The following is a 26,245-nucleotide window of genomic DNA, read 5'->3' as shown; positions in this document are numbered from 1 at the left end:
CCCGGCTTCCCGCCCCGGCACGTTCGATCTTTCATCCAAGATGGCTTACAGATGACCGACCAAAGCACCCGCCTCCCCGTCCGCCGCGCGCTGATCAGCGTCTCCGACAAAACCGGAATCCTCGACTTCGCCCGTGAGCTGGTCGCCCTCGGCGTGGAGATTCTCTCCACCGGCGGCACCTACAAGCTGCTCAAGGACAACGGCGTGGCCGCCGTGGAAGTCGCCGACTACACCGGCTTCCCGGAAATGATGGACGGCCGGGTGAAGACCCTGCACCCGAAGATCCACGGCGGCATCCTCGGCCGTCGGGCGCTGGACGGCGCAGTGATGGACGAGCACGGCATCAAGCCGATCGACCTGGTCGCGGTCAACCTGTACCCTTTCGCCGCCACCGTGGCCAAGCCCGGCTGCACCCTGGCCGACGCCATCGAGAACATCGACATCGGCGGCCCGACCATGGTCCGCAGCGCCGCGAAGAACCACAAGGACGTCGCCATCGTGGTCAACGCCGGTGATTACGCCGGCATCGTCGAAGGCCTCAAGGCCGGCGGCCTGACCTACGCCCAGCGCTTCGACCTGGCGCTCAAGGCGTTCGAGCACACCGCCGCCTACGACGGCATGATCGCCAACTACCTGGGCACCATCGAGCAGAGCGCCGAGACGCTTTCCACCGAAGATCGCCACCTGTTCCCGCGCACCTTCAACAGCCAGTTCATCAAGGCGCAGGACATGCGCTACGGTGAGAACCCGCACCAGCAGGCGGCCTTCTACGTCGAGGCGCAGCCGGCCGAAGCCAGCGTTGCCAGCGCGCGCCAGTTGCAAGGCAAGGAACTGTCCTTCAACAACGTCGCCGACACCGATGCGGCGCTGGAATGCGTGAAGAGCTTCGTCAAGCCGGCCTGCGTGATCGTCAAGCACGCCAACCCCTGCGGCGTCGCCGTGGTTCCGGAAGACGAAGGTGGCATCCGCCAGGCCTACGAACTGGCCTACGCCACCGACAGCGAATCCGCCTTCGGCGGCATCATCGCCTTCAACCGCGAACTGGACGGCGAAACCGCCCGTGCCATCGTCGAGCGCCAGTTCGTCGAAGTCATCATCGCCCCCAGCGTTTCCGCCGAGGCCCGCGACGTGGTCGCCGCCAAGGCCAACGTGCGCCTGCTCGAGTGCGGCCAGTGGCCCGCCGAGCGCAGCGCCGGCTGGGACTTCAAGCGCGTCAACGGTGGCCTGCTGGTGCAGAGCCGCGACATCGGCATGATCCAGGCCGCCGACCTCAAGGTGGTGACGAAGCGCGAGCCCACCGAACAGGAAATCCACGACCTGGTGTTCGCCTGGAAAGTGGCCAAGTTCGTCAAATCCAACGCCATCGTCTACGCCAAGAACCGCCAGACCGTCGGTGTCGGCGCCGGCCAGATGAGCCGCGTCAACTCCGCGCGCATCGCCGCGATCAAGGCCGAGCACGCCGGCCTGCCGGTGCCCGGTGCGGTGATGGCCTCGGACGCCTTCTTCCCCTTCCGCGACGGCATCGACAACGCCGCCAAGGCCGGCATCACCGCGGTGATCCAGCCCGGTGGCTCGATGCGCGACGCCGAGGTGATCGCCGCCGCCGACGAAGCGAACATCGCCATGGTGTTCACCGGCATGCGCCACTTCCGTCACTGATGGCGTCCATCGCCGCTGCGCTGGACCTTCGCGGGCCAGCACAGCGGCGATGCGCGTTTCGCTGTGCTGGCACTCTCCGTGCCCCTTGAGCCCAGGAACCCTGTCACATGCGTTGCGGCAAATTTCTGATTCCCCTGCTATTGCTGATGCTCGGCGGTTGTGCCGGCCACTCCTCGTTCACCGAGGAAAAGCGCCAGAACGACCTTCACCCCGAACAGGTCCGGAATCTCTACATCTACAGCTTCCTCGACGCCCGCCGCGAGTACACCGGTGAAAAGCTGTTTCCGGTGTTCCAGAAGACCCTGGACGAGCGTCTGGCCCGCCACGGCGTGACCACGCACTGGCTCTGGTATGAAGACTCGACCTTCGGTCAGAGTTTTTCCGCCGCAGAGAAGGGCAGTGCCGAGGGCTACGGGAAAATGATCCCGGTTGGCCTGGTCACGATGCTCAATCGCAAAGAAGAACAAGCCAGTGGTGCCACGCACCGCCTGGTGATTTTCCCCAAGACCGTGGGCCTGACGGGCATCCACCAGGCGGAAGAAGAGTATTACGCCCTGATCAGTTGGTCGCTGGAACGCACGGACAAACCGAGCGATGTCCTGCTCAAGGGCACTTCGAACTTCTACAGCCGCCCTCACCGGCGAGATGAAAAGCTGCAGGAGGAGGTCGACTGGCTGGTCGATGACTTCCTCGCCACCCTCTATCCGCAGTCGTCGCACGACGGCACGAGCAACCGATAAGAGCGAACCCTCATGAACGTACTGATCATCGGCAGCGGCGGTCGCGAACACGCCCTGGCCTGGAAAGTGGCGCAGGATGCGCGTGTGACCAAGGTCTTCGTCGCCCCCGGCAACGCCGGTACTGCCACCGAGACCAAGTGCGAGAACGTCGCCATCGACGTGCTGGCCATCGAACAACTGGCGGACTTCGCCGAGCAGAACGTGCAACTGACCATCGTCGGCCCCGAGGCGCCGCTGGTCAAAGGCGTGGTCGACCTGTTCCGCTCGCGAGGCCTGGACATCTTCGGCCCCACCGCCGCCGCCGCGCAGCTGGAAGGCTCCAAGGCCTTCACCAAGGATTTCCTCGCGCGCCAGCAGATCCCCACCGCCGCCTACCAGAACTTCACCGAAGTCGAGCCGGCCCTGGCCTACCTGCGCGAGCAGGGCGCGCCCATCGTGATCAAGGCCGACGGCCTGGCCGCGGGCAAGGGCGTGATCGTCGCCATGACCCTCGCAGAAGCCGAAGAAGCGGTGCGCGACATGCTCTCCGGCAACGCCTTCGGCGACGCCGGCGCGCGGGTGGTGATCGAGGAGTTCCTAGACGGCGAGGAAGCCAGCTTCATCGTCATGGTCGACGGCCAGAACGTGCTGCCCATGGCCACCAGCCAGGACCACAAGCGCGTCGGCGACGGCGACAGCGGCCCGAACACCGGCGGCATGGGCGCCTACTCGCCGGCTCCGGTGGTCACCGCCGAGGTACACAAGCGGGTCATGGACGAAGTGATCTACCCGACCGTGCGCGGCATGGCCGAGGAAGGCAACGTCTACACCGGCTTCCTCTACGCGGGACTGATGATCGACGCCTCCGGCGCCCCCAAGGTGATCGAGTTCAACTGCCGCTTCGGCGACCCGGAAACCCAGCCGATCATGGTGCGTCTGGAAAGCTCGCTGGTGCTGCTGGTCGAGGCCGCCCTGGCACGCGCGCTGGACAAGGTCGAGGCACGCTGGGACCCGCGTCCGACGGTGGGCGTGGTGCTGGCCGCGGGCGGCTATCCGGGCGACTACGCCAAGGGTGATGTGATCGAAGGCCTGGACGCTGCCGCCGCGCTGGACGGCAAGGTGTTCCACGCCGGCACCGCGCTCAAGGATGGCCAGGTGGTCACCAGCGGCGGCCGCGTACTCTGCGCCACCGCCATCGGCAACAGCGTCGAATCGGCCCAGCAGCAAGCCTATCGCCTGGCCGAGAAGATCCGCTGGAACGGCTGCTTCTACCGCAAGGACATCGGCTACCGCGCGATCGCCCGCGAGCGCGGCGAAGGCTGAGCCTGGCGGGGCTGTCGAACCCCGGTTCGCGGCCCCGTCTGCGGGCACCGCCTGTACCAAGGCGATGTCCGCGACCGGCCAGCTGACTTATACTGCCGCCACGCCAACCGAAGGGAATTCGATCGTGCCCGGCCCCCGTGTCTCCGCTCTTGCGCTGCTCATCCCGCCGGGACTGCTGTTTTCCGCGGCGGCGCTGGCTGCCGATCTCTCCCCTGCCAGCGCCATGTCCCCTGCCCAGGCGCCGATGCTACTGCTGCAAGGCCTGTTGGCCGGACTGCTGCTGATGAGCGTGGGGATGCACCTGCTGCTCGGATTGCGTCACGCCAACGGCCGCCACGCCTGGCTGGCGCTTCTGCACGCCGCGCTACTGCTCAGCGTGGTCGGCAGCGCATTGGATAGCCTCGCGGCCGAAGGACCGACGTCCTGGCTGCTCCTGCACCTGGGCCTGATCGCCGCACTCAGCGCGCTTGCCGGCCAGGCGTTTCACGCATGGCTGCCCTCCCGTTGCTACCTGTGGCTACTGCTGCTGTTTGCCCTGGCCTGCCTGGCCAGCGCCGTCGCCGGCATGCCCGCCGTTCTCACGCTGCTGGGCGCGCTGGCACTGCTGACTGCGCTGTGGCGTGCGCTTCGCGAACAGCGCAACGCTGCGCGCCATGCCTGGCTGTCGCTCGCTGCACTGGCGGCCTTTGGCATCTGCGCCGGCGCCCTGCTGCCGACCCTCGCCGGCCTGGCTCCCATCGCTCCCTGGCAAACCCTGTCCCTGCTGGCCATGGCCTGGCTGTGTGCGCTGCTATTGGGCGGGAACTACAGCGAGCAGCAGCGCCAGCTCCGCCTGCAGGCGCATCACGCCCGTCTGCAGGCATCCCTCAAGGAAGGCCATGAGCGCAGCGGTAGTGCGCTGCTCACCCGTGTCGCCCACGACATTCGCACGCCGATGAACGGCATCCTGGGAATGGCCGAACTGCTGCTCGGCAGCCCGCTGTCGGCCAAGCAGCGCGACTACGTCAGAACCCTGCAGGCCGCCGGCACCGAACTGCTGGGGCAACTCGACGACGTGCTCGACCGGGTTCGCCTCGAATCCGGCAAGATCGAGCTGGCCGAAGTCCAGTTCGATCTGCAGGCCTTGCTCGATGAGTGCCTGGACGCCCTGCGCCTGCGCGCAGCCGATGCGGGCGTGGAGCTCATCACCTACGTGCAGCCACAGATGCCGCGGGTGCTCTGTGGCGATCCGGCGCGCCTGCGGCAGATTCTCCGGGCGCTGCTGGAACAGGCCTTTCAGCGCGAAGGGGTCAGCGAGGTGCTACTGGGCCTGAACCTGGAGGAGTCCTCCGGCGACGTCACGCGCCTGCGCGTCAGTGTGCAGGACGATGGCCGCCCACTGGCAGTGGAACAGCGCGAGCAGTGGCTGGCCGGAAGTAACGCAGAGGGCGCCGCTGACCCGGTCGCCTCGGGCCTGCTGGTGGCCCGGCGCCTGGCGACCTTGATGAACGGCAGTTTCCATTGGAGCAACAGCGTAGCCGGCCAGGGCAACAGCCTGTGGTTCAGCGTCGAGCTGCCCGGCAGCCTGCCACCGCAACCCGAACGCGGCAATGACGCCGCGCTGCAGGACGTGCGCCTGCTGATCGTCGACGACAACCAGACCTGCCGCAAGGTACTGCTGCAGCAATGTGCCGCCTGGGGCATCCAGGCGCAGGCGGCGGCGTCGGGCGCCGAGGCACTGGCCATGCTGCGCACCCGCGCGCATCTGGGCGAGCGCTTCGATGCGGTCATTCTGGACCAGCAGATGCCCGGCATGACCGGGTTGCAATTGGCCTCGCGGATCATGGAGGACAAGGTCCTGCGCGAGGATCTGCTGTTGGTCATGCTCAGCGGCCACCCGGACGCTCCGGGAAAGGTCCCCGCACGCAATGCCGGGATCAAGCGCGTACTCGCCAAACCGGTCGCTGGCTACACGCTGCGCACGACACTGGCCGAGGAGCTGGCACGCGCCCCGGGCACCCCTCCGCCCAGCGCGGAGCAGGACATTCCCGACGATTTTCGCGTACTGGTCGCCGAGGACAACGAGGTGTCCGCGCGGGTGATCCGCAGCATGCTGAACAAGCTGGACGTACAGCCCGACCTGGTCGGCGACGGCGCCCAGGCCCTGCAGGCCCTGCAACACGAGCACTACGACCTGGTGCTGATGGACTGCGAAATGCCCCAGATGGACGGCTTCGACGCCACCGAACGCTTGCGCCTGTGGGAGCGGCAGCAGCAACGCCCCCGCACGCCGGTGGTCGCGCTCACCGCGCATACCGATCAGGAGCTACGTGAGAGGAGCCGCCAGGCGGGTATGGACGGTCACCTGAGCAAGCCGGTGGAACTCTCGCAACTGCGCAATACCCTGCAGCACTGGGTCGAACAGCGGGCAAGCTCCTGAGCCTCGCACCATAATCGCTCGCCAACGCACCCGCGCCGGGCAGACGCCCCTGCGCGGACGCCCAGGCAGCGCCCCACGCCCCCGAAGAATCGCCCTCTCGCAGCAGTGGCATAGCGCTTGCCTTCAGGATTTCACCTTGTATACAAGATGGAATCCTGCAGCATGTCCCACCTCTCCGCGTTGACGCTTGCCGAGTGGCAGCAGAATTATCTCGACGGACACTCGGCCACCGAGTGCCTGCATGCCCTGCGCCAAGCGCTGAGCGCCGCTGACAATGCCTGGATTCACCTGGCCAGCGCCGCTCAACTGGATAGCCAACTGCTGGAGTTGGACGCACGCCTCCAGGCGGTAGGCGGCGATCTGGGCAAGCTGCCGCTGTATGGCGTGCCCTTCGCGATCAAGGACAACATCGACGCCGCCGGCTGGAGCACCACCGCGGCCTGCCCCGCGTTCGCCTACACGGCGACTGCCGATGCCACCGTCGTGGCGCGGCTGCGTGCGGCCGGCGCCATCCTGATCGGCAAGACCAACCTGGACCAGTTCGCCACCGGCCTGGTCGGTACCCGTTCGCCGCACGGCGCGGTGCCTAACAGCTTCAATCCGGATTACGTCAGCGGTGGTTCCAGCTCCGGCTCGGCCAGCGTGGTGGCCCGCGGCCTGGTGCCCTTCTCCCTGGGCACCGATACCGCCGGCTCCGGGCGTGTGCCGGCGGGCTTCAACAATATCGTCGGGCTCAAGCCGACCAAGGGCTGGCTGCCGAATACCGGGCTGGTGCCGGCCTGCCGCACCGTCGACTGCATCTCGGTCTTCGCCCTCACCGTGGATGATGCGCAGACCGTGGCCGGCATCGCCGGCGGCTACGACGGCGCGGACGCCTACTCGCGCAAGAACCCCAACAGTGCGCCGGTGGGCATGCCCGCCGCGCCGATCTTCGCCGTCCCGGACAGTCTGGAATTCTTTGGCGACAGCCAGAACCAGGCGGTCTTCGAGCAGGCCCTGGAACAGCTCAAGGCCCTCGGCGTCACGCTGAAATCCATCGACTTCGCGCCCTTCCGCGAACTGGCCGAGCAGCTCTACTACGGCTCCTGGGTCGCCGAGCGCACGGTCGCCGTGGAGAACGTCGACCCGGCGCACATCGACCCGGTGGTGCGCGGCATCGTCGAGAGCGGCCACCAGTACAGCGCCTGCGACGCCTACAAGGCCGAGTACCTGCGCGCCGAGCTCGCACGCAGAATCAACGATGCACTGGAGGGTTTCGACGCCCTGGTAGTGCCGACCTCGCCGACCATCCGCACCCTCGACGAGATGAAGCAGGAACCGGTGCTGTTCAACAGCCAGTTCGGCACCTACACCAACTTCACCAACCTCGCCGATCTGTCCGCCCTGGCGCTGCCCGCCGGCTTGCGCGAGGACGGCCTACCCGCTGGCATCACCTTGCTCGCCCCCGCCTGGCACGACCTGGCGCTGGCCGCCTTCAGCAAACGCTGGCAAGCCAGCCTGGCGCTGCCCCTGGGCGCCACCGGTCGCCCGCTGCCGACGCAGCAGCCCAGCAGCGCGGTGGCCGCCGGCAGCGTACGGGTCGCCGTGGTCGGTGCCCACCTCACCGGCATGCCGTTGAACTTCCAGTTGACCACGCGCGACGCGGTGCTGGTCGAGCAGACCCTCACCTCGCCCGACTACCGCCTCTACGCCCTGGCCGGCACCGTGCCGCCCAAGCCGGGCCTGGCGCGGGTCGCCAGCGATGGCAGCGCGATCATCGTCGAGCTGTGGGACATCCCCCTGGCGCGCTTCGGCGAATTCGTCGCGGAGATCCCCGCGCCGCTGGGCATCGGCAACCTGACGCTGGCCGACGGACGCAGCGTCAAGGGCTTCATCTGCGAACCCTGGGCCCTGGGCGATGCCCGCGACATCACCGCCTTCGGTGGCTGGCGCGCCTTCATCGCCAGCCAGACGCGTGCCTGAGCGGCACGGGAGAGCCCACCCCAATGCAACTGCGCAGGCCGCGAAACACCGACCGGGAAGGTCGGGAGAACCTCGCTGAACGCATTTACCAGCAACTCAAGGACGACATCTTCGAGTTCCGCCTGCTGCCTGGCGATCGCTTTTCCGAGGGCGAGATCGCCGAGCGCGTGGCCGCCAGCCGCACGCCCGTTCGCCAGGCGTTGCATCGACTGGAGCGTGACGGCTACCTGGAGGTTTATTTCCGGAGCGGCTGGCAGGTCCGTGCCCTCGACTTCGAGCACCTGGAAGACCTCTACGACGTGCGCGTGGTGCTCGAACTGGAGGCGGTGAAGCGGCTATGCGAACGCACCAATACGAAGCACGACGACGCACTTGAACAACTCACGAGTTCCTGGATGGTGCATGAGCATGACCGCCTCAGCGACGGGGTTCTGCTCTCGCAGCTCGACGAACACTTTCACTGCACCCTCGTCGAAGCCGCCGGAAACCGGGAGATGGCGCGTTTGCACCGGGAGGTCAGCGAAAAGATCCGAATCGTCCGCAGGCTCGACTTCACGCAGGCGCCACGGGTCGCCGCGACCTATGAAGAACACGCACGAATACTGGGCGCGATTTTCGCCCGGCGCAGCGAAGAGGCACAGCTCTTGCTGAGAACCCACATCGGCGTGAGCAAGGCGGAAGTCCGCAAGATCACCTTGCACAGGCTGCATAGCGCTAGGGCCGTAGCGTTGGAAGGCGATGCAGCGCCTTGAAAAAACTGCCGAATGACAACGAGCTGTCCACTGATTTACCACTGTGAATGGAGATCGCACCATGCAACGTCGCAGCCTGATCAAGGCCTTCACTCTTTCCGCGTCCATCGCCGCCATGGGCATGAGCTGGACCGTCCAGGCCGCCGAAACCATCAAGGTCGGCATCCTGCACTCGCTGTCCGGCACCATGGCCATCTCCGAGACCTCGCTCAAGGACATGGCGCTGATGACCATCGACGAGATCAACGCCAAGGGCGGCGTACTCGGCAAGCAGCTCGAGCCGGTGGTGGTCGACCCGGCCTCCAACTGGCCGCTGTTCGCCGAGAAGGCCCGCCAGCTGCTGACCCAGGACAAGGTCGCGGTGACCTTCGGCTGCTGGACCAGCGTCTCGCGCAAATCCGTACTGCCGGTCTATGAAGAACTCAACGGCCTGCTGTTCTACCCGGTGCAGTACGAAGGCGAGGAAATGTCGCCCAACGTCTTCTACACCGGCGCCGCGCCGAACCAGCAGGCGATTCCGGCGGTGGAATACCTGATGAGCGAGGACGGCGGCTCCGCCAAGCGTTTCTTCCTGCTCGGTACCGACTACGTCTACCCGCGCACCACCAACAAGATCCTGCGCGCCTTCCTGCACAGCAAGGGCGTGCAGGACAAGGACATCGAAGAGGTCTACACCCCCTTCGGCCACAGCGATTACCAAACCATCGTCGCCAACATCAAGAAGTTCTCCGCCGGCGGCAAGACCGCCGTGGTCTCCACCGTCAACGGCGACTCCAACGTGCCGTTCTACAAGGAACTGGCCAACCAGGGCATCGAAGCCACCGACATCCCGGTGGTGGCCTTCTCGGTCGGCGAGGAAGAACTGCGCGGCATCGACACCAAGCCGCTGGTCGGCCAGCTGGCGGCCTGGAACTACTTCCAGTCCGTGGAGAACCCGGTGAACGAGAAGTTCGTCGCCGACTGGAAGGCCTACGCCAAGTCGCACAAGCTGCCCAACGCCGACACCGTGGTCACCAATGACCCGATGGAGGCCACCTACGTCGGCCTGCACATGTGGGCGCAGGCGGTCGAGAAGGCCGGCACCACCGACGTCGACAAGGTCCGCGAGGCGATGGCCGGGCAGACCTTCGACGCGCCCAGCGGCTTCACCCTGACCATGGACAAGACCAACCACCACCTGCACAAGCCGGTGATGATCGGCGAGGTCCAGGACGACGGTCAGTTCTCCGTGGTCTGGCAGACCGAGGAGCCGATCCGCGCGCAGCCGTGGAGCCCCTACATCGAAGGCAACGACAAGAAGCCGGACCATCCGGTGAAGTCCAACTAAGTCTTGCTGTACCGCCGGGCGGCTTCCTCGCCGCCCGGCACTTCCTGCCGCACGCCACATATCGAGGGCTGCCCCATGCCCACTGCCTTGCTCCGCATTCTGTTGAGCCTGTCCCTGCTGCTGCCCGTTGGCGCCTGGGCGGGTGATGCGGCCGACTTCGTCGCCGCCAATTCCTCCAACCAGGCCAAGCTGCTGCAGGACTGGGCGGCGCACCCCGCACCGCAACGCCTGGAGCTACTGGAAATCCTTCGCGACGGACGCCTCGCCGGCGACGACGCCGACCAGCCCTTCGCCGAAGAGGGCGATGCCTGGCGCGCCCTGGAGGGCGCCTCACAGCCCGACGGCACGCCGCGCAAGGTGCGCCTGAACAACCGCCTGCGCGGGTTGATCAACACCGCACTGGCCAGTCATGAGTTGGTCGCGGAAAACCCCGGCGTGCGCCTGGCCGCCGCCGAGCAGCTGCAACGCAGCGCCCGCGCCGAACAACGTCCGCTGCTGCGCGAACGCTTCGACGCCGAGGAAGACGGCAGCGTGAAAGAAGCCCTCGGCCTGGCCCTGGCCAACCTGCAGTTGGCCGACCCTGACCCGGCGATCCGCCTGACCGCCGTGCGTCTGCTCGGCGAGACCGGCCAGCCGCGCGCCCGCGCCCGTCTGGAAGCCTTGCTCGCCGACGGCGGCGAAACCGATGCGCAGGTACGTACCGCTGCCGAGACCAGCCTGGCGCAGGTGAAGCGCCGGCTGATGGTCGGCGATCTGCTCGGCCAGGCTTTCAGCGGCCTGTCGCTGGGCTCGATCCTGCTGCTTGCCGCGCTGGGCCTGGCGATCACCTTCGGCCTGCTCGGGGTGATCAACATGGCCCACGGCGAGATGCTCATGCTCGGCGCCTATACCACCTACATGGTGCAACTGGGCTTCCAGAAATTCGCCCCTGGCGCCCTGGCGCTCTACCCGCTGGCGGCACTGCCGGTGGCCTTCCTGGTCACCGCCGCGATCGGCATGGCGCTGGAGCGCGGCATCATCCGCCATCTCTACGGCCGCCCCCTGGAAACCCTGCTGGCGACCTGGGGGATCAGCCTGATGCTCATCCAGTTGGTGCGCGTGCTGTTCGGCGCGCAGAACGTCGAGGTGGCCAACCCCTACTGGCTGTCCGGCGGCTGGCAGGTGCTGCCCAACCTGGTGCTGCCCTACAACCGCATCGTGATCATCGGCTTCGCGCTGTTCGTGGTGCTGCTCACCTGGCTGCTGCTGAACAAGACGCGGCTGGGCCTGAACGTGCGCGCGGTCACCCAGAACCGCAACATGGCCGCCTGCTGCGGCGTGCCCACCGGGCGCGTGGACATGCTCGCCTTCGGCCTCGGCTCGGGCATCGCCGGCCTCGGCGGCGTGGCCCTGAGCCAGATCGGCAACGTCGGCCCGGACCTCGGCCAGGGCTACATCATCGACTCCTTCCTGGTGGTGGTGCTCGGCGGCGTCGGCCAGCTCGCCGGCAGCATCCTCGCGGCCTTCGGCCTGGGCGTGGCGAACAAGATCCTCGAGCCGCAGATCGGTGCGGTGCTCGGCAAGATCCTGATCCTCGCGCTGATCATCCTGTTCATCCAGAAGCGCCCGCAGGGCCTCTTCGCCCTCAAGGGGAGGGTCATCGATTGAACCAGCCACTCGCCGTCACCGCCGCGCGCAAGGCCGGCCCGACCGTCACCCTGGGCGTGCTTGGCCTCGTCCTCGCGGTGCTCATCGCCCTCCCCATCCTGCACCTGCTGCCGGCGGACAGCCCGCTGCAGGTCTCGGCCTACACCCTGACCCTGGTCGGCAAGATCCTCTGCTACGCCATCGTCGCCCTCGCCCTGGACCTGGTCTGGGGTTATGCCGGCCTGCTGTCGCTGGGCCACGGCCTGTTCTTCGCCCTCGGCGGCTACGCCATGGGCATGTACCTGATGCGCCAGGCCGCCGGTGACGGCCTGCCGGCGTTCATGAGCTTCCTCGCCTGGAACGAGCTGCCCTGGTACTGGTACGGCACCTCCAGCTTCCTCTGGTGCCTGCTGCTGGTGGTGCTGGTGCCCGGCCTGCTGGCGCTGGTGTTCGGCTTCTTCGCCTTCCGCTCGCGGATCAAGGGCGTGTACTTCTCGATCATGACCCAGGCGCTGACCTTCGCCGCGATGCTGCTGTTCTTCCGCAACGAGACCGGCTTTGGCGGCAACAACGGCTTCACCGGCTTCACCACCCTGCTCGGCTTCGGCCTGACCACCCAGGGCATGCGCGCCGCGCTGTTCCTCGCCACCGTGGCGCTGCTGGTGGCCAGCCTGTGGCTGGGCTGGCGGCTGGCGCGCAGCAAGTTCGGCCGTGTGCTCACCGCGCTGCGCGATGCGGAGAACCGGCTGATGTTCTGCGGCTACGATCCGCGCGGCTACAAGCTGTTCGTCTGGGTGCTGTCGGCGGTGATCTGCGGTCTGGCCGGGGCGCTCTACGTGCCACAGGTGGGCATCATCAACCCCAGCGAGATGTCGCCGACCAATTCCATCGAGGCCGCCGTGTGGGTGGCCCTGGGCGGGCGTGGCTCGCTGGTCGGCCCGCTGCTCGGCGCCGGCCTGGTCAACGGCATGAAGAGCTGGTTCACCGTGGCCTTCCCGGAATACTGGCTGTTCTTCCTCGGCGCGCTGTTCATCGTGGTGACGCTGTACCTGCCACGCGGCGTGATTGGTCTGATGCACAAGCGAGGTGAACGATGAACGCCGGCCCCAACAGCGAACCCCTGGTGTTCGGTAACCGCGACGCCGGTGCCGCGCGCGATGCGATCGGTCTCGGCCGCGCCAGCAGTGGCGGCCTGGATACCCGCCACGGCACCATCCTGACCCTGGAGGACATCAACGTCAGTTTCGATGGCTTCCGTGCGCTGACCGACCTCACGCTGTACATCGGCGTCGGTGAACTGCGCTGCATCATCGGCCCCAACGGCGCCGGCAAGACGACCCTGATGGACGTCATCACCGGCAAGACACGCCCGGACAACGGTAAGGCGTTCTTCGGCGAAACCCTGGACCTGACCCGCCTGAGCGAAGTGGAAATCGCCCAGGCCGGGATCGGCCGCAAGTTCCAGAAGCCGACGGTGTTCGAGGCCCTGACGGTGTACGAGAACCTGGAGCTGGCACAGAAGACCGACAAGTCGGTGTGGTCCAGCCTGCGCGCCAAGCTCTCCGGCGAGCAGCGCGAGCGCATCGACGAGGTACTCGCGACGATCCGTCTGCATGGCGAACGTGAGCGCCCGGCAGGGCTGCTCTCCCACGGCCAGAAGCAGTTCCTCGAGATCGGCATGCTGCTGATGCAGGAGCCGGCGCTGCTGCTGCTCGACGAGCCGGTGGCGGGGATGACCGATGCCGAGACCGAGTTCACCGCCGAGCTGTTCAAGTCGCTGGCGCGCAAGCACTCGCTGATGGTGGTGGAGCACGACATGGGCTTCGTCGGCGCGATCGCCGACCACGTCACCGTGCTGCACCAGGGCAGCGTGCTCGCCGAGGGCTCGCTGGACGCGGTGCAGAACGACGAGCGGGTGATCGAGGTGTATCTGGGACGCTGAGCGGTTGCGTTACACCTGATGGGTATCGCTTCGCTCAACCCACCCTACGGGCTACAAGCCACGGTTGCACCCCGCGCCCGTAGGATGGGACGAGTCGCGTAGCGACGATTCCCATCGATTAGGTTTCACACGCAAGCCCTGAGCGACAACCCCGCGAACGTGCCCCATGGGCCACACGCACAAAGGACAACGACATGCTGCAAGTCAGCGAGCTACACCAGTACTACGGCGGCAGCCATATCCTTCGCGGGCTGTCCTTCGAGGTCAACATCGGCGAAGTCACCTGCCTGCTGGGGCGCAACGGCGTGGGCAAGACCACCCTGCTGCGCTGCCTGATGGGGCTGATCCCGGCCAAGGACGGCGCGGTGAACTGGGAAGGCCGGGCGATCACCGGCCTCAAGCCGCACCAGCGGGTCGAGGCCGGCATCGCCTACGTGCCGCAGGGCCGCGAGATCTTCGGCCGCCTCACGGTCGAGGAAAATCTGCTGATGGGCCTGTCGCGCTTTCCCGGACGCCAGGCCAAGGCCGTACCGGAATTCATCTACGAGCTGTTCCCGGTGCTGCGCGAGATGAAGCAGCGTCGCGGTGGCGACCTCTCCGGCGGCCAGCAGCAACAGTTGGCGATCGGTCGCGCGCTGGCCAGCCAGCCACGCCTGCTGATCCTCGACGAGCCGACCGAGGGCATCCAGCCGTCGGTGATCAAGGAGATCGGCGCGGTGATCAAGCAGCTCGCCGAGCGCGGCGACATGGCGATCCTGCTGGTCGAGCAGTTCTACGACTTCGCCGCCGAGCTGGCCGACCAGTACCTGGTGATGAGTCGCGGCGAGATCGTCCAGCGCGGCCGCGGTGCGGACATGGAAGCCGAGGGCGTGCGCGGGCTGGTCGCCATCTAACGCCCTCAGCCACCTTCCTGCCCGGTGGGGGTTCAGTTGCCGAGCAGGAAGTTTCGTGACGAGTCGCCACCTCCGAGGGTAGCCATCTGCGCTTCGTCCTTGAGGTTCACCCCGGAGAGTTGCCGGCGGCAGGCCTCGCGCATCAGGTACAGCAGCTTGTGCGCCGCGAGGCCATAGCTCAGCCCCTCCAGGCGCACGTTGGAGATGCAGTTGCGCGCCGCATCGGTGAGCCCGACGCGCGGCGCGTAGGTGAAGTACAGACCCAGGCTGTCCGGTGAACTGAGTCCCGGACGCTCGCCGATCAGCATCACCACCATGCGCGCACCGAGCAACTCGCCGACCTCGTCACCCACCGCGACGCGCCCCTGCCCGACCAGGCAGAGCGGCGCCAGGCTCCACTCGTTCTCGTGGGACTGCTCGCGCAAGCGTTCCAGGAACGGCAGCGTATGCCGCTCGACGGCCAGGGCAGAGAGGCCGTCGGCGACCACGATGGCCAGCTCGTAGCCATCCGGATGGCTCTTGGCATGCTCGCGCAGGCGCTCGACGGATGACGAATCCAGCCGCCGCCCGAGATCGGGACGCTGCAGATAGGTGTGTCGATCCGGCGCCGCACTGTGCAGTTGCAGCACGCTATACCCACTGGCTTCCAGTTGCCCCTGCAGCGCCTCGCGGTCCAGCGGCAGGTGCACCGCGTCGCGCGCCTGGGCGTGGGCATACTGGAAGTCCAGTTGCGCCGACGTCGGCAGGCTGGTGCCGGTGTGGCCCAGGGCGATGCGCGCCGGCGTCAGTTGGCGCAGCGCCTCCCAGGGATTGGGGATATCGCTCATGCCGCGCCTCCCAGGTTGGCCAGCGCGTGGCGAAACGCCTCGGGCACCGGCGCACCGAGGCGTAGGCGCCCGTCACGCTGATGCAGGATGTCCATCTTCGCCAGCCAGGTCTCGAATTCCGGCGCAGGCTTCAGGCCCAGGACCTGACGCGCGTAGAGCGCGTCGTGGAAGGAAGTGGTCTGGTAGTTGAGCATGACGTCGTCCGAGCCGGGAATGCCCATGATGAAGTTGATGCCGGCCATGCCCAGCAGGGACAGCAGCATGTCCATGTCGTCCTGGTCAGCCTCGGCGTGGTTGGTGTAGCAGATGTCGCAGCCCATCGGCACGCCGATCAGCTTGGCGCAGAAGTGGTCTTCCAGGCCGGCACGGATGATCTGCTTGCCGTTGTACAGGTACTCCGGGCCGATGAAGCCGACCACGGTGTTCACCAGCAGCGGCTTGAAGTGCCGCGCCACGGCGTAGGCGCGGGTCTCGCAGGTCTGCTGGTCGACACCGTGGTGGCCGTTGGCAGAGAGCGCACTACCCTGCCCCGTCTCGAAGTACATGAGGTTCTCGCCGACCGTGCCCCGTTTCTGAGACAGGCCGGCCTCGTAGCCCTCCTGCAACATCGCCAGGCTGATGCCGAAGCTCTCGTTGGTCGCCTGGGTGCCGGCGATCGACTGGAACACCAGGTCCACCGGCGCGCCACGCTCGATCGCCTCGATGGAGGTGGTGACGTGGGTCAGCACGCAGGCCTGGGTGGGAATCTCGTAGCGCTGGATGATCGCGTCGAGCATGTGCAGCAGGTCGCAGATGCCGCTGGTGCTGTCGGTCGCCGGGTTGATGCCGATGACCGCGTCACCGTTGCCGTAGAGCAGCCCGTCGAGCACGCTGGCGGCGACCCCGGCGGGGTCGTCGGTGGGATGGTTGGGCTGCAGTCGCGTGGACATGCGCCCGCGCAGGCCGATGGTGTTGCGGAAGCGGCTGACTACGCGAATCTTCTGCGCCACCAGGATCAGGTCCTGCACGCGCATGATCTTCGATACCGCGGCGACCATCTCCGGCGTCAGCCCCGGCGCCAGCGCTCGCAGGCTGGCCTCGTCGGCCTGCTCGGAAAGCAGCCAGTCGCGGAAATCGCCGACGGTGAGATGGCTGACCGGCGCGAAGGCCACGCGGTCATGACCATCGATGATCAGGCGCGTTACCTCGTCCTGTTCGTAGGGAATCAGTGCCTCATCGAGAAAGCGCTTGAGGGGCACCTCGGCGAGGGTCATCTGCGCGGCGACACGCTCGGCATCGGTACTGGCCGCAACACCGGCGAGCACGTCGCCGGAGCGCGCCGGAGTGGCCTTGGCCATCAGCTCGCGTAGGCTGTCGAAGCGCCAGGACTGCTGGCCGACGTGGTGAACGAAACCGCTCATGGTCTGCCTCCTAAGAAAAGCCGTGGGGCCGACTCGCGGCGACCCGAAGTGATCAGCACGAGCATGCCGCTGGCATCGGATATTGCTATCGCATCATCGACGCGGTCGGGCTCATGCCCTGCCGGTTGCCCACACCGCCGCCGAACAGCGCAACGGCTTGCCCGGGTCGTCAATCAGCCTACCCCACAGGGGCAGGGTCCCCAAGGTGGGTTTGAGTCGTGTCTTACTCATGCCTGCAACCACCGTGTCGAGAGTAACCCGACGTAACAAGCAAGACTTGACCGCAGATCGTGCGCGGCCGACGTCTGCGGTCAAATCGACACGAGCGCCCTTGTTTGGGGCAAATAAGCACCATAATGTCGCATCCCTGGTATCCATCATCGCCGCGACACCCTCAGGCGCACCCGCACCGCGAGGCATGAGAATTGCTTGAGCGCGGCATAACCTCGACTCGTATTCCACGCCATGCTGCCCAATCTCGACCGTCATGCAGGCCTCGGGGCCAGCCTCGCCGCCGACGGCAACCTCGGCGTGCTATCGGCAGCCGCCACCGGCCTGGACACCTTCATCGCCCGCCAGGGCGGCGATGCCGAACGCGTGCTCGGCATCGCCGGCATCGACCCGGAGCGCATGCGCCACCCGACCATGAGCCTGGACCTGGGCAGCTACTGCCGGGTCATGGAGGAGGCCGCAACGCAGTCGGGCTGCGACAACTTCGGTCTGCGCTATGGCCAGCAGTTCCGCCCACAGGCGCTGGGTCTGCTCGGCTACATCGGGCTCTGCTCGACGGATCTGGAACAGGCCCTGCGCAACTTCGCGGCAGCCTTTCCCTACCACCAGCACGACACGCTGATCAGCCTGCGCGACTGCGGCGACCATTACCGCTTCGACTATCGTGTGGAACACGCCGCCATCCTCGGCAAGCGCCAGGACGCCGAGCTGACCATGGGCATGCTGCTCAATCTGATTCGCCACGTCCGCGGTGCCCACTGGGCGCCACGCATGCTGCACTTCGAGCACGCCCGACCGGAAGCCTGGCACGAGCACCAGCAGGCGTTCGATGCGCCCGTGCTGTTCAACCAGCCGTGCAACGCGATGTTCATCCCCAAGCAGGAGCTCACCGGGCACGCCATGCCGGATGCCGATCCGATGCTGCTGCTGGTCATGCAGGACGCCCTCACCCGCCTCGGCGCACAGGCCCGGCGCCAGCCGGAACTGGTCGAACAGGCGCGCAGCCTGCTACACGGACACCTGCTGCAGGGCGAGCCGAGCCTGGAACGCCTGGCCGCGGAACTGGAGATGACGCCCCAGGGCCTGCAACGCCGGCTGCGCGAGCGCAGCCTGAGCTTTTCCTCGCTGGTCGATCAGGTCCGCCGAGAACTGGCCCTGCACTACCTGCGCCAGAATCTCTCGATCAGCGAACTGGCGCCCCTGCTCGGCTACTCGGAAACCAGCGCCTTCTCCCGCGCGTTTCGCCGCTGGTTCGACGTCAGCCCCCGACAGTGGCGCCACAAACAAACCTGACCGCCGGGACAAAGCAGCCCATAGCCCCCTACACTGGCGTTCTTGCCACCGACAGATTTCGCATGACCATAGCCCTCTCTACTTTCACGCCCGCCTGGCACGCCGAACTGGAATTGGCCTATGCCCGTTTCGGCGACAGCACGCGCCCGGTGATGCGCCGCCACCTCGGCCCGCTGCGGGTGCAGAAGCACCTCTATGCGGAGGGCCCGCGCGTCTGCCAGCACATCATCGTGCATCCGCCCGCGGGCATCGCCGGCGGTGATCGCCTGGACATCGCCGTCCGCGCAGAAAACGACGCCTGGGTGCAACTCACCAGTCCCGGCGCCGCCAAGTGGTACCGCGCCGCCGGCCCCGCCTACCAGAGCCTGGACATCCAGGTCGCCGCAGGCGCCACGCTGGAGTGGCTGCCCCAGGAGACCATCGTCTACAGCGGCGCCCAGGCCGAACTGAACACCCGCATCGAGCTGACCGGCGACGCCCGTCTGTGTTACTGGGACGTAGTCGCCCTCGGTCGGCCCGCCGCCGCCGAGCGCTTCGACGCCGGTTATTTCCAGTCGCGCCTGGACATCCGGCGCGACGGACTGCCGCTGTGGCACGAGCGCCAGCGTGTGGCGGGCGGCGACGGCCTGCTCGATTCCCCCCTCGGTCTGGATGGCCGTACCGTGTTCGCAACCCTGTTGATCAGCGGCGAAGCCAGCAGCGAACTGCTGGAGCGCGCCCGCGATGTCGGCGGGCCGGTGCGCGGCGACCTGACCCAACTGCCCGGCCTGCTGGTCGCCCGCTGTCTGGCCGACGAGGCGCTGCATGCGCGCGCCTGGCTGATCGAACTCTGGCGCCTGCTGCGCCCGGCGCTGCTCGGCCGCGAGGCCATGCCGCCACGAATCTGGAATACCTGAGGCCGCCCGGCGGCCCCGACGAATCCTCCCTGGAGCGAAAGAATGGACCTGTCCCCCCGCGAGAAAGACAAGCTGCTGATCTTCACCGCCGGCCTGGTGGCCGAGCGGCGCCTGGCGCGCGGCGTCAAACTCAACTATCCCGAGGCCATGGCCTACATCTCCGCGGCGCTGCTCGAAGGCGCCCGCGATGGCCGCAGCGTGGCCGACCTGATGCACTTCGGCACCACCCTGCTCAGCCGCGACCAGGTGATGGAAGGCGTGCCGGAGATGATCCCGGAAATCCAGATCGAAGCGACCTTCCCCGATGGCACCAAGCTGGTCACGGTGCATCAGCCGATCGCCTGAGCGAGGTGACCATGAAAATTCGCGACGCACGCGACCAGGACCTGGCCGGCATCCTGCAGATCTACAACGCTGCAGTGCACACCACGGCGATCTGGAACGACCACGAGGTCGACCTGGACAACCGCCGCGCCTGGCATGCCGAGCGCGTGGCCGGCGGCTACCCGGTGCTGGTCGCGCTGGACGATGCGGGGCAGGTCCTCGGCTACGCCAGCTATGGCCCCTGGCGCCCCCATGACGGCTACCGTTACAGCGTCGAGCACTCGGTCTACGTCCGCGATGGCCAACGCGGCGCGGGCCTCGGCCGGGCGCTGATGGAAGCGCTGATCGAACGCGCCCGCCGCGCCGGCCTGCACGTGATGGTCGGCGCCATCGAAAGCGAGAACCGTGGCTCCATCCATCTGCATCAGCAACTGGGTTTCCGCCACATCGGCCAGATGCCCCAGGTCGGCTGCAAGTTCGGCCGCTGGCTGGACCTCACCCTCATGCAACTCACCCTAGACAACGCGGAGCGTCCCCGATGATTCCCGGTGAATACCAGATCCAGGACGGCGAGATAGAAATCAACGCCGGCCGCCGCACCCTGACCCTGACGGTGGCCAACAGCGGCGACCGGCCGATCCAGGTCGGCTCGCACTTCCACTTCTTCGAGACCAACGATGCGCTGGCCTTCGACCGCGCGGCCAGCCGCGGCATGCGCCTGAACATCCCGGCCGGCACCGCGGTGCGCTTCGAGCCGGGGCAGAGCCGCGAGGTCGAACTGGTCGAGCTGGCCGGCGAGCGCCGCGTGTTCGGCTTCGCCGGACGCGTGATGGGCGAGCTGTGATCGCAGCCACACGGCATTCGTAGGATGGGTTGAGCGAAGCGAAACCTATCACTGCCAACAATCGATGGGTTACGTCCCTGCGTGACTGACCCATCCTACGGACAGGACTCACCATGAAGATTTCCCGCCAAGCCTACGCCGACATGTTCGGCCCCACCGTCGGCGACAAGGTGCGCCTGGCCGACACCGAGCTTTGGATCGAGGTGGAGAAGGACTTCACCACCTACGGCGACGAAGTGAAGTTCGGCGGCGGCAAGGTCATCCGCGACGGCATGGGCCAGGGCCAGTTGCTCGCCGCCGAGGTGGTCGACACCGTCATCACCAACGCGCTGATCGTCGACCACTGGGGCATCGTCAAGGCTGACGTCGGCCTCAAGGACGGCCGCATCGCCGGCATCGGCAAGGCCGGCAACCCGGACATCCAGCCCGACGTGACCATCGCCATCGGCGGCGCCACCGAAGTCATCGCCGGTGAAGGCATGATCCTCACCGCCGGCGGCATCGATACGCACATCCACTTCATCTGCCCGCAGCAGATCGAGGAAGCGCTGATGAGCGGCACCACCACCATGATCGGTGGCGGCACCGGACCTGCCACCGGCACCTACGCCACCACCGTCACCCCCGGCCCGTGGCACATGGCGCAGATGCTCAAGGCCGCCGATGCCTTCCCGATGAACATCGGCTTCACCGGCAAGGGCAACGTCTCCCTGCCCGGCCCGCTGATCGAGCAGGTCGAAGCCGGCGCCATCGGCCTGAAGCTGCACGAAGACTGGGGCACCACCCCGGCGGCGATCGACAACTGCCTGAGCGTGGCCGACCAGTACGACATCCAGGTGGCGATCCACACCGACACGCTGAACGAGTCCGGCTTCGTCGAAACCACCCTGGGCGCCTTCAAGGGCCGCACCATCCACACCTACCACACCGAAGGTGCCGGTGGCGGCCACGCCCCGGACATCATCAAGGCCTGTGGCTTCTCCAACGTGCTGCCGTCCTCGACCAACCCGACCCGGCCGTTCACCAAGAACACCATCGACGAGCACCTGGACATGCTCATGGTCTGCCACCACCTGGACCCGAGCATCGCCGAGGACGTGGCCTTCGCCGAAAGCCGCATCCGCCGCGAAACCATAGCCGCCGAAGACATCCTCCACGACCTGGGCGCGTTCTCCATGATCAGCTCCGACAGCCAGGCCATGGGCCGTGTCGGCGAGGTCATCACGCGCTGCTGGCAGACCGCCGACAAGATGAAGAAACAGCGCGGCGCGCTGCCCGAGGATGCCCCCGGCAACGACAACTTCCGGGTCAAGCGCTACATCGCCAAGTACACCATCAACCCGGCGCTGACCCACGGCATCAGCCACGAGGTCGGCTCCATCGAAGTGGGCAAGTTCGCCGACCTGGTGCTCTGGCGCCCGGCGTTCTTCGGCGTCAAGCCGACCCTGATCCTCAAGGGAGGTGCCATCGCCGCGAGCCTGATGGGCGATGCCAACGCCTCCATCCCCACCCCGCAGCCGGTGCACTACCGGCCGATGTTCGCAAGCTACGCCGGCGCCCTTCACGCCACCAGCCTGACCTTCATCAGCCAGGCCGCACAGCAGGCGGGCGTGCCCGAGAAGCTCGGCCTGCAGAAGAAGATCGGCGTGGTGAAGGGCTGCCGCACCCTGAAGAAGGAAGACCTGATCCACAACGGCTACACCCCGGACATCGAGGTCGACCCGCAGAACTACCAGGTCAAGGCCGATGGCCAACTGCTCTGGTGCGAACCGGCGGACGAACTGCCGATGGCGCAGCGTTACTTCCTGTTCTGACTGCGGCTGCGGCTGCGGCTGCGGCTGCGGCTGCGGCTGCGGCTGCGGCTGCGGCTGCGGCTGCGGCTGCGTGGGATAGCGTGGGCCCAGCGATCTCCTCAGCCCGCCCGATGGGTATCGCTGCGCTCGCCCCATCCTACGGGGCCCGCCCTGCGCGTCCCGGCAAAGGCTCGAGCACTGCGGCAATCAGCTCATCCTGCGAGTGCCCGCCGCACTCGACCCAACCACGAAAAGGCCCCGGCAGATCACTCTGCCGGGGCCTTTTTCAATCGCCTCAGGAGCGCGCCGCTTCGGCGTCGATGCTCGGCTGCAGCGAGAGGAAGTAGGCCAGACCGACGAAGCCGGCACCCCCCACCAAATTGCCGAGGAACACCGGGACGAAGTTGGCGATGTAGTCCGCCCAGCCGAGATCGCCATTGAGGATCGCCAGGGGGATGACGAACATATTGGCGACCACGTGCTGGAAACCGATGGCAACGAAGGCCATCACCGGGAACCACATGCCGATCACCTTGCCACCGACCTGCTGGCTGGACAGGCCCAGCCAGATGCCCAGACACACCAGCCAGTTGCAGCCGATGGCGGAAACGAAGGCATGGGCGGCGTCGGCACCCGCCTTGGCGTGGGCGATGGCCAGGGTCTTCTGCAACAGCGAGCCTTCCAGCAGGCCGAGGTAGTGCCCAAACGCGGCAGCGACGAAGAAGGCGCCGGCGAAGTTGGCCAGCGTCACCCAGAACCAGTTGCGCAGCACCGCCGCCAGGCCGATCTTGCGAGCGAACAGCGCCATGGCCATGTACATCATGTTGCCGGTGAGCAGCTCACCCCCCGCGAGCACGGTGAGGATCAGGCCGAGCGGGAACACCGTGGCGCCGAGTACCGTGGCCAGCGTGCTCCATGCCGGCGGCATCAAGGCGGTGATGCGGATGTCGAGCAGGAAGCCAATGGCGATGAAGGCTCCGGCAAGGAAGCCGAGGATGAGCACGCTCATCAGCGGCAAGCGGCTTTTGCGCACGCCGGATTGAATCACCATCTCGGCGATCTGTTGGGGGGTATTGATGGACATGGAGGTACCTGAGAATCACAGAAGCAAAACGGGGGGCGCAAAATTCTACGCCCCCGCGCCACTGCGACAACCAGCCACACCCCTGCGCAACCGCTCTATCTCGCGGCCTGTTCAGCCAACAGTCAGTTGCGCGCCTTGTCGATCGCCTTCTGCAGGGTGTCCTGATCGGCGGCACCCGGAATGACACTGATCTTTTCGGTGCTGGGATTCTTCGATGGCATGACGATGAAGGTCGGCGTGCCGCTGACACCCATGCCGCCACCGAGCTTCATGTTGCCCTGCAACTGCGCCTGCAATGTCGCCGACTGGGCCTTCACCTTGTCCAGCTCGATGCCGGCCTTGCCGAGCACGCCGGCGATGTCCGCCTCCTGCAGTTGGCCCTCGTTGTGGCCGGTGGCATAGACGCCGTTGTGGTAGTCCAGGTAAGCCTTGGCGCCTTTCTGCGCGTAGACGTACTGCCCTGCCTCAGCGGCCAGCAGCGATGTGGGCCAGCGCGAGCCGAACACCGGGAACTCCTTGAAGACGAAGCGCACCTTCGGATTGGCCTCGACCAGTTTCTCCACGGTATCGGCCATGCGGTAGCAGTAGATGCACTGGTAGTCGAAGAACTCGACCACCGAAACGGCGGCATCCTCGGGCCCCACGGCCGGCGTCTTCGCATCGTGCAACAGCGGCTTGGCGTCCGCCACGGCTGCCTGGGCGAGCCCCTCCACCTGCTGCTCCTGGCGCTTGGCCTGCAGCGCCTGAGTGGCCTGCACTAGCACCTCCGGGTGCGCCACCAGGTAGTCCGCGGCGATCTTGCCGATGGCTTCTTGTTGCGCGTTGCTGAACTCAGCGTCTGCCGCCTGCGCTAGCGTGGCGCCGAGCGTCAAGGCGGTCACCGCGGCCAGTCGCTGGATCTGTTGGAAAGCTTGCATCGATTCACCTCAACCTGCGTCACATGAAAAACCGTTGCCGACCAGATTCCGCTAAGCGCGGCGGGTTCCACGGGCAAAGGAGGGAACGATAAGGCAGCGCTGCGACCCAAACCATGAACGTGCCCCCTACGGAGATCAATCATGCGTCTTTCCACATTAATTACCGCCGCCTGCCTCAGCCTTTCCAGCACGGCTTTCGCCGCCACGCCGGGTACGGAGAAGGGAGGCGTACTGGTCGGGCCCCAAGGCATGACGCTGTATACCTACAGTGCGGATGGCACCAATCAGTCAGCCTGCAACGATGACTGCGCCAAGGCTTGGCCGCCCCTCTCGGCGGTGTCCGACATGGGCGATACCGGCGACTGGACCAAGTTCGAGCGCGAAGACGGCAGCATGCAGTGGGCGTACAAGGGCAAACCGCTGTACACCTACGTCAAGGATAAGAAGCCCGGGGACATGAGCGGCGACGGCAAGGGCGGCAAATGGAACGTCGCCAAGCCCTGAGGAGCACTCAATCGGTAGGATGGGATGAGACGCAGAGCGCCGAATCCCATCGGATCGACTTGATGGGATTCGGCGCAACTCGCCCTAGCGGCTGCGAATCTTCTCGACGATGGCGGTAGTGGAGCTGTTTTCCACCAGACCCAACACTTTCACCTCGCCGCCGTAGGCCTTGACGATGGGCGCGCCGACTACGCCTTCGATACCGTAGTCGCCGCCCTTCACCAGCACGTCCGGGCGTACCTGTTCGAGCAGGCGCTCGGGGGTGTCCTCGGCGAAGGCAATCACCCAATCGACCGCGCCCAGGCCGGCGAGTACCGCCATGCGCCGGTCGACGCTGTTGATCGGCCGGCCAGGCCCCTTGAGGCGCGATACCGAGGCATCGTCGTTGACCGCGACGATCAGGCGATCGCCCTGGGCGCGAGCCTGCTCCAGGTAGGTCACGTGGCCGGCATGCAGGATGTCGAAACAGCCATTGGTGAATACCACCTTCTCGCCCTGGGCACGGGCGTCTTCCACGGCCAGTTGCAGTTGCTCCAGGGTCAGCACGCCACGTTCGGACCCCTCTTCGCGCTGCACAGCGCGGCGCAGTTCCGGCGCGCTGATCGCCGCGGTACCCAACTTGCCGACGACGATGCCGGCGGCCAGGTTGGCCAATGCCACGGCCTGCGGCAGGTCCTCTCCGGCAGCCAGGCTGGCGGCCAGGGTGGAGATCACGGTGTCGCCGGCGCCCGTGACGTCAAAGACTTCCCGGGCACGTGCCGGCAGGTGCAACGGAGCCTGCTCCGGACGCAGCAAGGTCATGCCGTGCTCGCCACGGGTCACCAGCAGCGCACCGAGCTCCAGCTCGGCCATCAGCGCGGCACCGCGCGCGACCAGCTCGGCTTCGTCGGCGCAGGTGCCAACGATGGCTTCGAACTCGCCGAGGTTCGGCGTGATCAGGCTGGCGCCACGATAGATAGAGAAATCCTTGCCCTTGGGATCGGCGAGCACCGGAATGCCTTTGGCTCGCGCGGCCTGGATCAGTACCTGATGGTTCTGCAGGGCGCCCTTGCCATAGTCGGAGAGCACCAGCACCTTCACCCCATCGAGCAGGCCTTCCACCTGGGCAGCCAGGGCAGCGGCATCGATCGCAAAGCGCTCCTCGAAGTCCATCCGCAGCAGTTGCTGGTGGCGACTCATTACCCGCAGCTTGACGATGGTCGGCTGCCCGGCGACGCGCTGGAAGTGGCTCGCCACACCCACCGCGGCCAGGCTCTGGCTCAGGCTGTCGGCCGCCTCATCCTCGCCGGTCACACCGACCAGCGCCGCCGGCGCGCCCAGCGCGGCGATGTTCAGCGCAACGTTCGCTGCACCGCCCGGGCGGTCCTCGATCTGCTCCACGCGCACCACGGGTACCGGCGCTTCCGGTGATATCCGCGAGGTGCCGCCGTGCCAATAGCGATCGAGCATGACATCGCCGACGACGAGCACGGGGGCCTGATCGAAACGTGGCATGGACAACTTCATAGAG

Annotated in this window: 23 protein-coding genes; 18 read left to right on the top strand and 5 right to left on the bottom strand. The window is 66.7% G+C overall.

Annotated elements, in window-relative coordinates; translation table 11 throughout:
- Nucleotides 1-51: 51 nt before the first annotated feature.
- The 11 genes from purH to urtE all read left to right on the top strand — a co-directional run bounded on the left by purH (nucleotide 52) and on the right by urtE (nucleotide 14,622).
- A complete protein-coding gene (purH, locus tag ACYRGX_RS06680; RefSeq protein WP_473055826.1) occupies nucleotides 52-1,659 on the top strand; it encodes a bifunctional phosphoribosylaminoimidazolecarboxamide formyltransferase/IMP cyclohydrolase in 1,608 nt (535 codons plus the stop codon).
- A 107-nt stretch (nucleotides 1,660-1,766) separates the two neighbouring features.
- A complete protein-coding gene (locus tag ACYRGX_RS06675) occupies nucleotides 1,767-2,399 on the top strand; it encodes a hypothetical protein (RefSeq protein ID WP_473055825.1) in 633 nt (210 codons plus the stop codon).
- 12 nt (nucleotides 2,400-2,411) lie between these two features.
- Nucleotides 2,412-3,701 (top strand): phosphoribosylamine--glycine ligase, encoded by a 1,290-nt coding sequence (gene purD / locus ACYRGX_RS06670; RefSeq protein ID WP_473055824.1) that lies wholly within the window; start codon nucleotides 2,412-2,414, stop codon nucleotides 3,699-3,701.
- 124 nt (nucleotides 3,702-3,825) lie between these two features.
- Nucleotides 3,826-6,120: a response regulator gene (locus ACYRGX_RS06665; protein ID WP_473055823.1), complete on the top strand. Its 2,295-nt coding sequence runs from the start codon at nucleotides 3,826-3,828 to the stop codon at nucleotides 6,118-6,120.
- A gap of 162 nt (nucleotides 6,121-6,282) precedes the next feature.
- Nucleotides 6,283-8,082: an allophanate hydrolase gene (gene atzF, locus ACYRGX_RS06660; RefSeq protein ID WP_473055822.1), complete on the top strand. Its 1,800-nt coding sequence runs from the start codon at nucleotides 6,283-6,285 to the stop codon at nucleotides 8,080-8,082.
- 23 nt (nucleotides 8,083-8,105) lie between these two features.
- The gene (locus ACYRGX_RS06655) at nucleotides 8,106-8,834 is read left to right on the top strand and encodes a GntR family transcriptional regulator (protein WP_473055821.1); all 729 of its coding nucleotides are present in this window, start codon (nucleotides 8,106-8,108) and stop codon (nucleotides 8,832-8,834) included.
- A 61-nt stretch (nucleotides 8,835-8,895) separates the two neighbouring features.
- Nucleotides 8,896-10,161, top strand: coding sequence for an urea ABC transporter substrate-binding protein (gene urtA / locus ACYRGX_RS06650; RefSeq protein WP_473055820.1), 1,266 nt, complete (start codon nucleotides 8,896-8,898; stop codon nucleotides 10,159-10,161).
- A gap of 75 nt (nucleotides 10,162-10,236) precedes the next feature.
- On the top strand, nucleotides 10,237-11,808 hold the full coding sequence (urtB, locus tag ACYRGX_RS06645) for an urea ABC transporter permease subunit UrtB (protein ID WP_473055819.1): 1,572 nt from the start codon (nucleotides 10,237-10,239) through the stop codon (nucleotides 11,806-11,808).
- A complete protein-coding gene (urtC, locus tag ACYRGX_RS06640; protein ID WP_473055818.1) occupies nucleotides 11,805-12,884 on the top strand; it encodes an urea ABC transporter permease subunit UrtC in 1,080 nt (359 codons plus the stop codon). The genes urtB and urtC overlap by 4 nt, the downstream gene beginning before the upstream one ends.
- Nucleotides 12,881-13,729 carry an urea ABC transporter ATP-binding protein UrtD gene (gene urtD, locus ACYRGX_RS06635; protein WP_473055817.1) on the top strand — a complete coding sequence of 283 codons (849 nt, stop codon included), beginning with the start codon at nucleotides 12,881-12,883 and terminating at the stop codon, nucleotides 13,727-13,729. Before urtC ends, urtD begins: the two co-directional genes overlap by 4 nt.
- 194 nt (nucleotides 13,730-13,923) lie before the next feature.
- Nucleotides 13,924-14,622 (top strand): urea ABC transporter ATP-binding subunit UrtE, encoded by a 699-nt coding sequence (gene urtE / locus ACYRGX_RS06630; protein WP_473055816.1) that lies wholly within the window; start codon nucleotides 13,924-13,926, stop codon nucleotides 14,620-14,622.
- Between the two features lie 32 nt (nucleotides 14,623-14,654).
- Here urtE and eutC read toward each other — a convergent pair whose 3' ends face one another.
- Complete coding sequence (gene eutC, locus ACYRGX_RS06625) at nucleotides 14,655-15,449, bottom strand: ethanolamine ammonia-lyase subunit EutC (RefSeq protein WP_473055815.1); 795 nt, start codon at nucleotides 15,447-15,449, stop codon at nucleotides 14,655-14,657.
- The gene (locus ACYRGX_RS06620; protein WP_473055814.1) at nucleotides 15,446-16,849 is read right to left on the bottom strand and encodes an ethanolamine ammonia-lyase subunit EutB; all 1,404 of its coding nucleotides are present in this window, start codon (nucleotides 16,847-16,849) and stop codon (nucleotides 15,446-15,448) included. The genes eutC and ACYRGX_RS06620 overlap by 4 nt, the downstream gene beginning before the upstream one ends.
- Before the next feature lie 465 nt (nucleotides 16,850-17,314).
- On the opposite strand from ACYRGX_RS06620, the gene qhpR reads away from it, so the two are divergent.
- The 6 genes from qhpR to ureC all read left to right on the top strand — a co-directional run bounded on the left by qhpR (nucleotide 17,315) and on the right by ureC (nucleotide 22,251).
- On the top strand, nucleotides 17,315-18,373 hold the full coding sequence (qhpR, locus tag ACYRGX_RS06615; RefSeq protein WP_473055813.1) for an AraC-like transcriptional regulator QhpR: 1,059 nt from the start codon (nucleotides 17,315-17,317) through the stop codon (nucleotides 18,371-18,373).
- 62 nt (nucleotides 18,374-18,435) lie between these two features.
- Complete coding sequence (locus tag ACYRGX_RS06610) at nucleotides 18,436-19,269, top strand: urease accessory protein UreD (protein ID WP_473055812.1); 834 nt, start codon at nucleotides 18,436-18,438, stop codon at nucleotides 19,267-19,269.
- Between the two features lie 42 nt (nucleotides 19,270-19,311).
- A complete protein-coding gene (ureA, locus tag ACYRGX_RS06605; protein WP_473055811.1) occupies nucleotides 19,312-19,614 on the top strand; it encodes an urease subunit gamma in 303 nt (100 codons plus the stop codon).
- Between the two features lie 11 nt (nucleotides 19,615-19,625).
- A complete protein-coding gene (locus ACYRGX_RS06600) occupies nucleotides 19,626-20,135 on the top strand; it encodes a GNAT family N-acetyltransferase (protein WP_473055810.1) in 510 nt (169 codons plus the stop codon).
- Entirely contained in the window at nucleotides 20,132-20,437 is a 306-nt protein-coding gene (locus tag ACYRGX_RS06595) for an urease subunit beta (RefSeq protein ID WP_473055809.1), read from the top strand. Before ACYRGX_RS06600 ends, ACYRGX_RS06595 begins: the two co-directional genes overlap by 4 nt.
- 113 nt (nucleotides 20,438-20,550) lie before the next feature.
- Entirely contained in the window at nucleotides 20,551-22,251 is a 1,701-nt protein-coding gene (gene ureC / locus ACYRGX_RS06590) for an urease subunit alpha (RefSeq protein WP_473055808.1), read from the top strand.
- A 274-nt stretch (nucleotides 22,252-22,525) separates the two neighbouring features.
- Here the strand turns inward: ureC and ACYRGX_RS06585 are convergent, their stop codons facing one another.
- Together ACYRGX_RS06585 and ACYRGX_RS06580 are read right to left on the bottom strand one after the other, a co-directional pair.
- Nucleotides 22,526-23,314 (bottom strand): formate/nitrite transporter family protein, encoded by a 789-nt coding sequence (locus ACYRGX_RS06585; RefSeq protein WP_473055807.1) that lies wholly within the window; start codon nucleotides 23,312-23,314, stop codon nucleotides 22,526-22,528.
- A gap of 122 nt (nucleotides 23,315-23,436) precedes the next feature.
- The gene (locus ACYRGX_RS06580; protein ID WP_473055806.1) at nucleotides 23,437-24,231 is read right to left on the bottom strand and encodes a DsbA family protein; all 795 of its coding nucleotides are present in this window, start codon (nucleotides 24,229-24,231) and stop codon (nucleotides 23,437-23,439) included.
- A gap of 141 nt (nucleotides 24,232-24,372) precedes the next feature.
- Between ACYRGX_RS06580 and ACYRGX_RS06575 the strand changes: the two genes are divergently transcribed.
- A complete protein-coding gene (locus ACYRGX_RS06575; RefSeq protein ID WP_473055805.1) occupies nucleotides 24,373-24,735 on the top strand; it encodes a COG4315 family predicted lipoprotein in 363 nt (120 codons plus the stop codon).
- 84 nt (nucleotides 24,736-24,819) lie between these two features.
- Here ACYRGX_RS06575 and hldE read toward each other — a convergent pair whose 3' ends face one another.
- Nucleotides 24,820-26,241 carry a bifunctional D-glycero-beta-D-manno-heptose-7-phosphate kinase/D-glycero-beta-D-manno-heptose 1-phosphate adenylyltransferase HldE gene (hldE, locus tag ACYRGX_RS06570; RefSeq protein ID WP_473055804.1) on the bottom strand — a complete coding sequence of 474 codons (1,422 nt, stop codon included), beginning with the start codon at nucleotides 26,239-26,241 and terminating at the stop codon, nucleotides 24,820-24,822.
- Between the last annotated feature and the right edge of the window lie 4 nt (nucleotides 26,242-26,245).

The organism is Pseudomonas sp. R4-15, assembly GCF_055768815.1.
The sequence above is the reverse complement of the archived record's forward strand: the minus strand, read 5'-3'. Positions and strand labels throughout refer to the sequence as shown.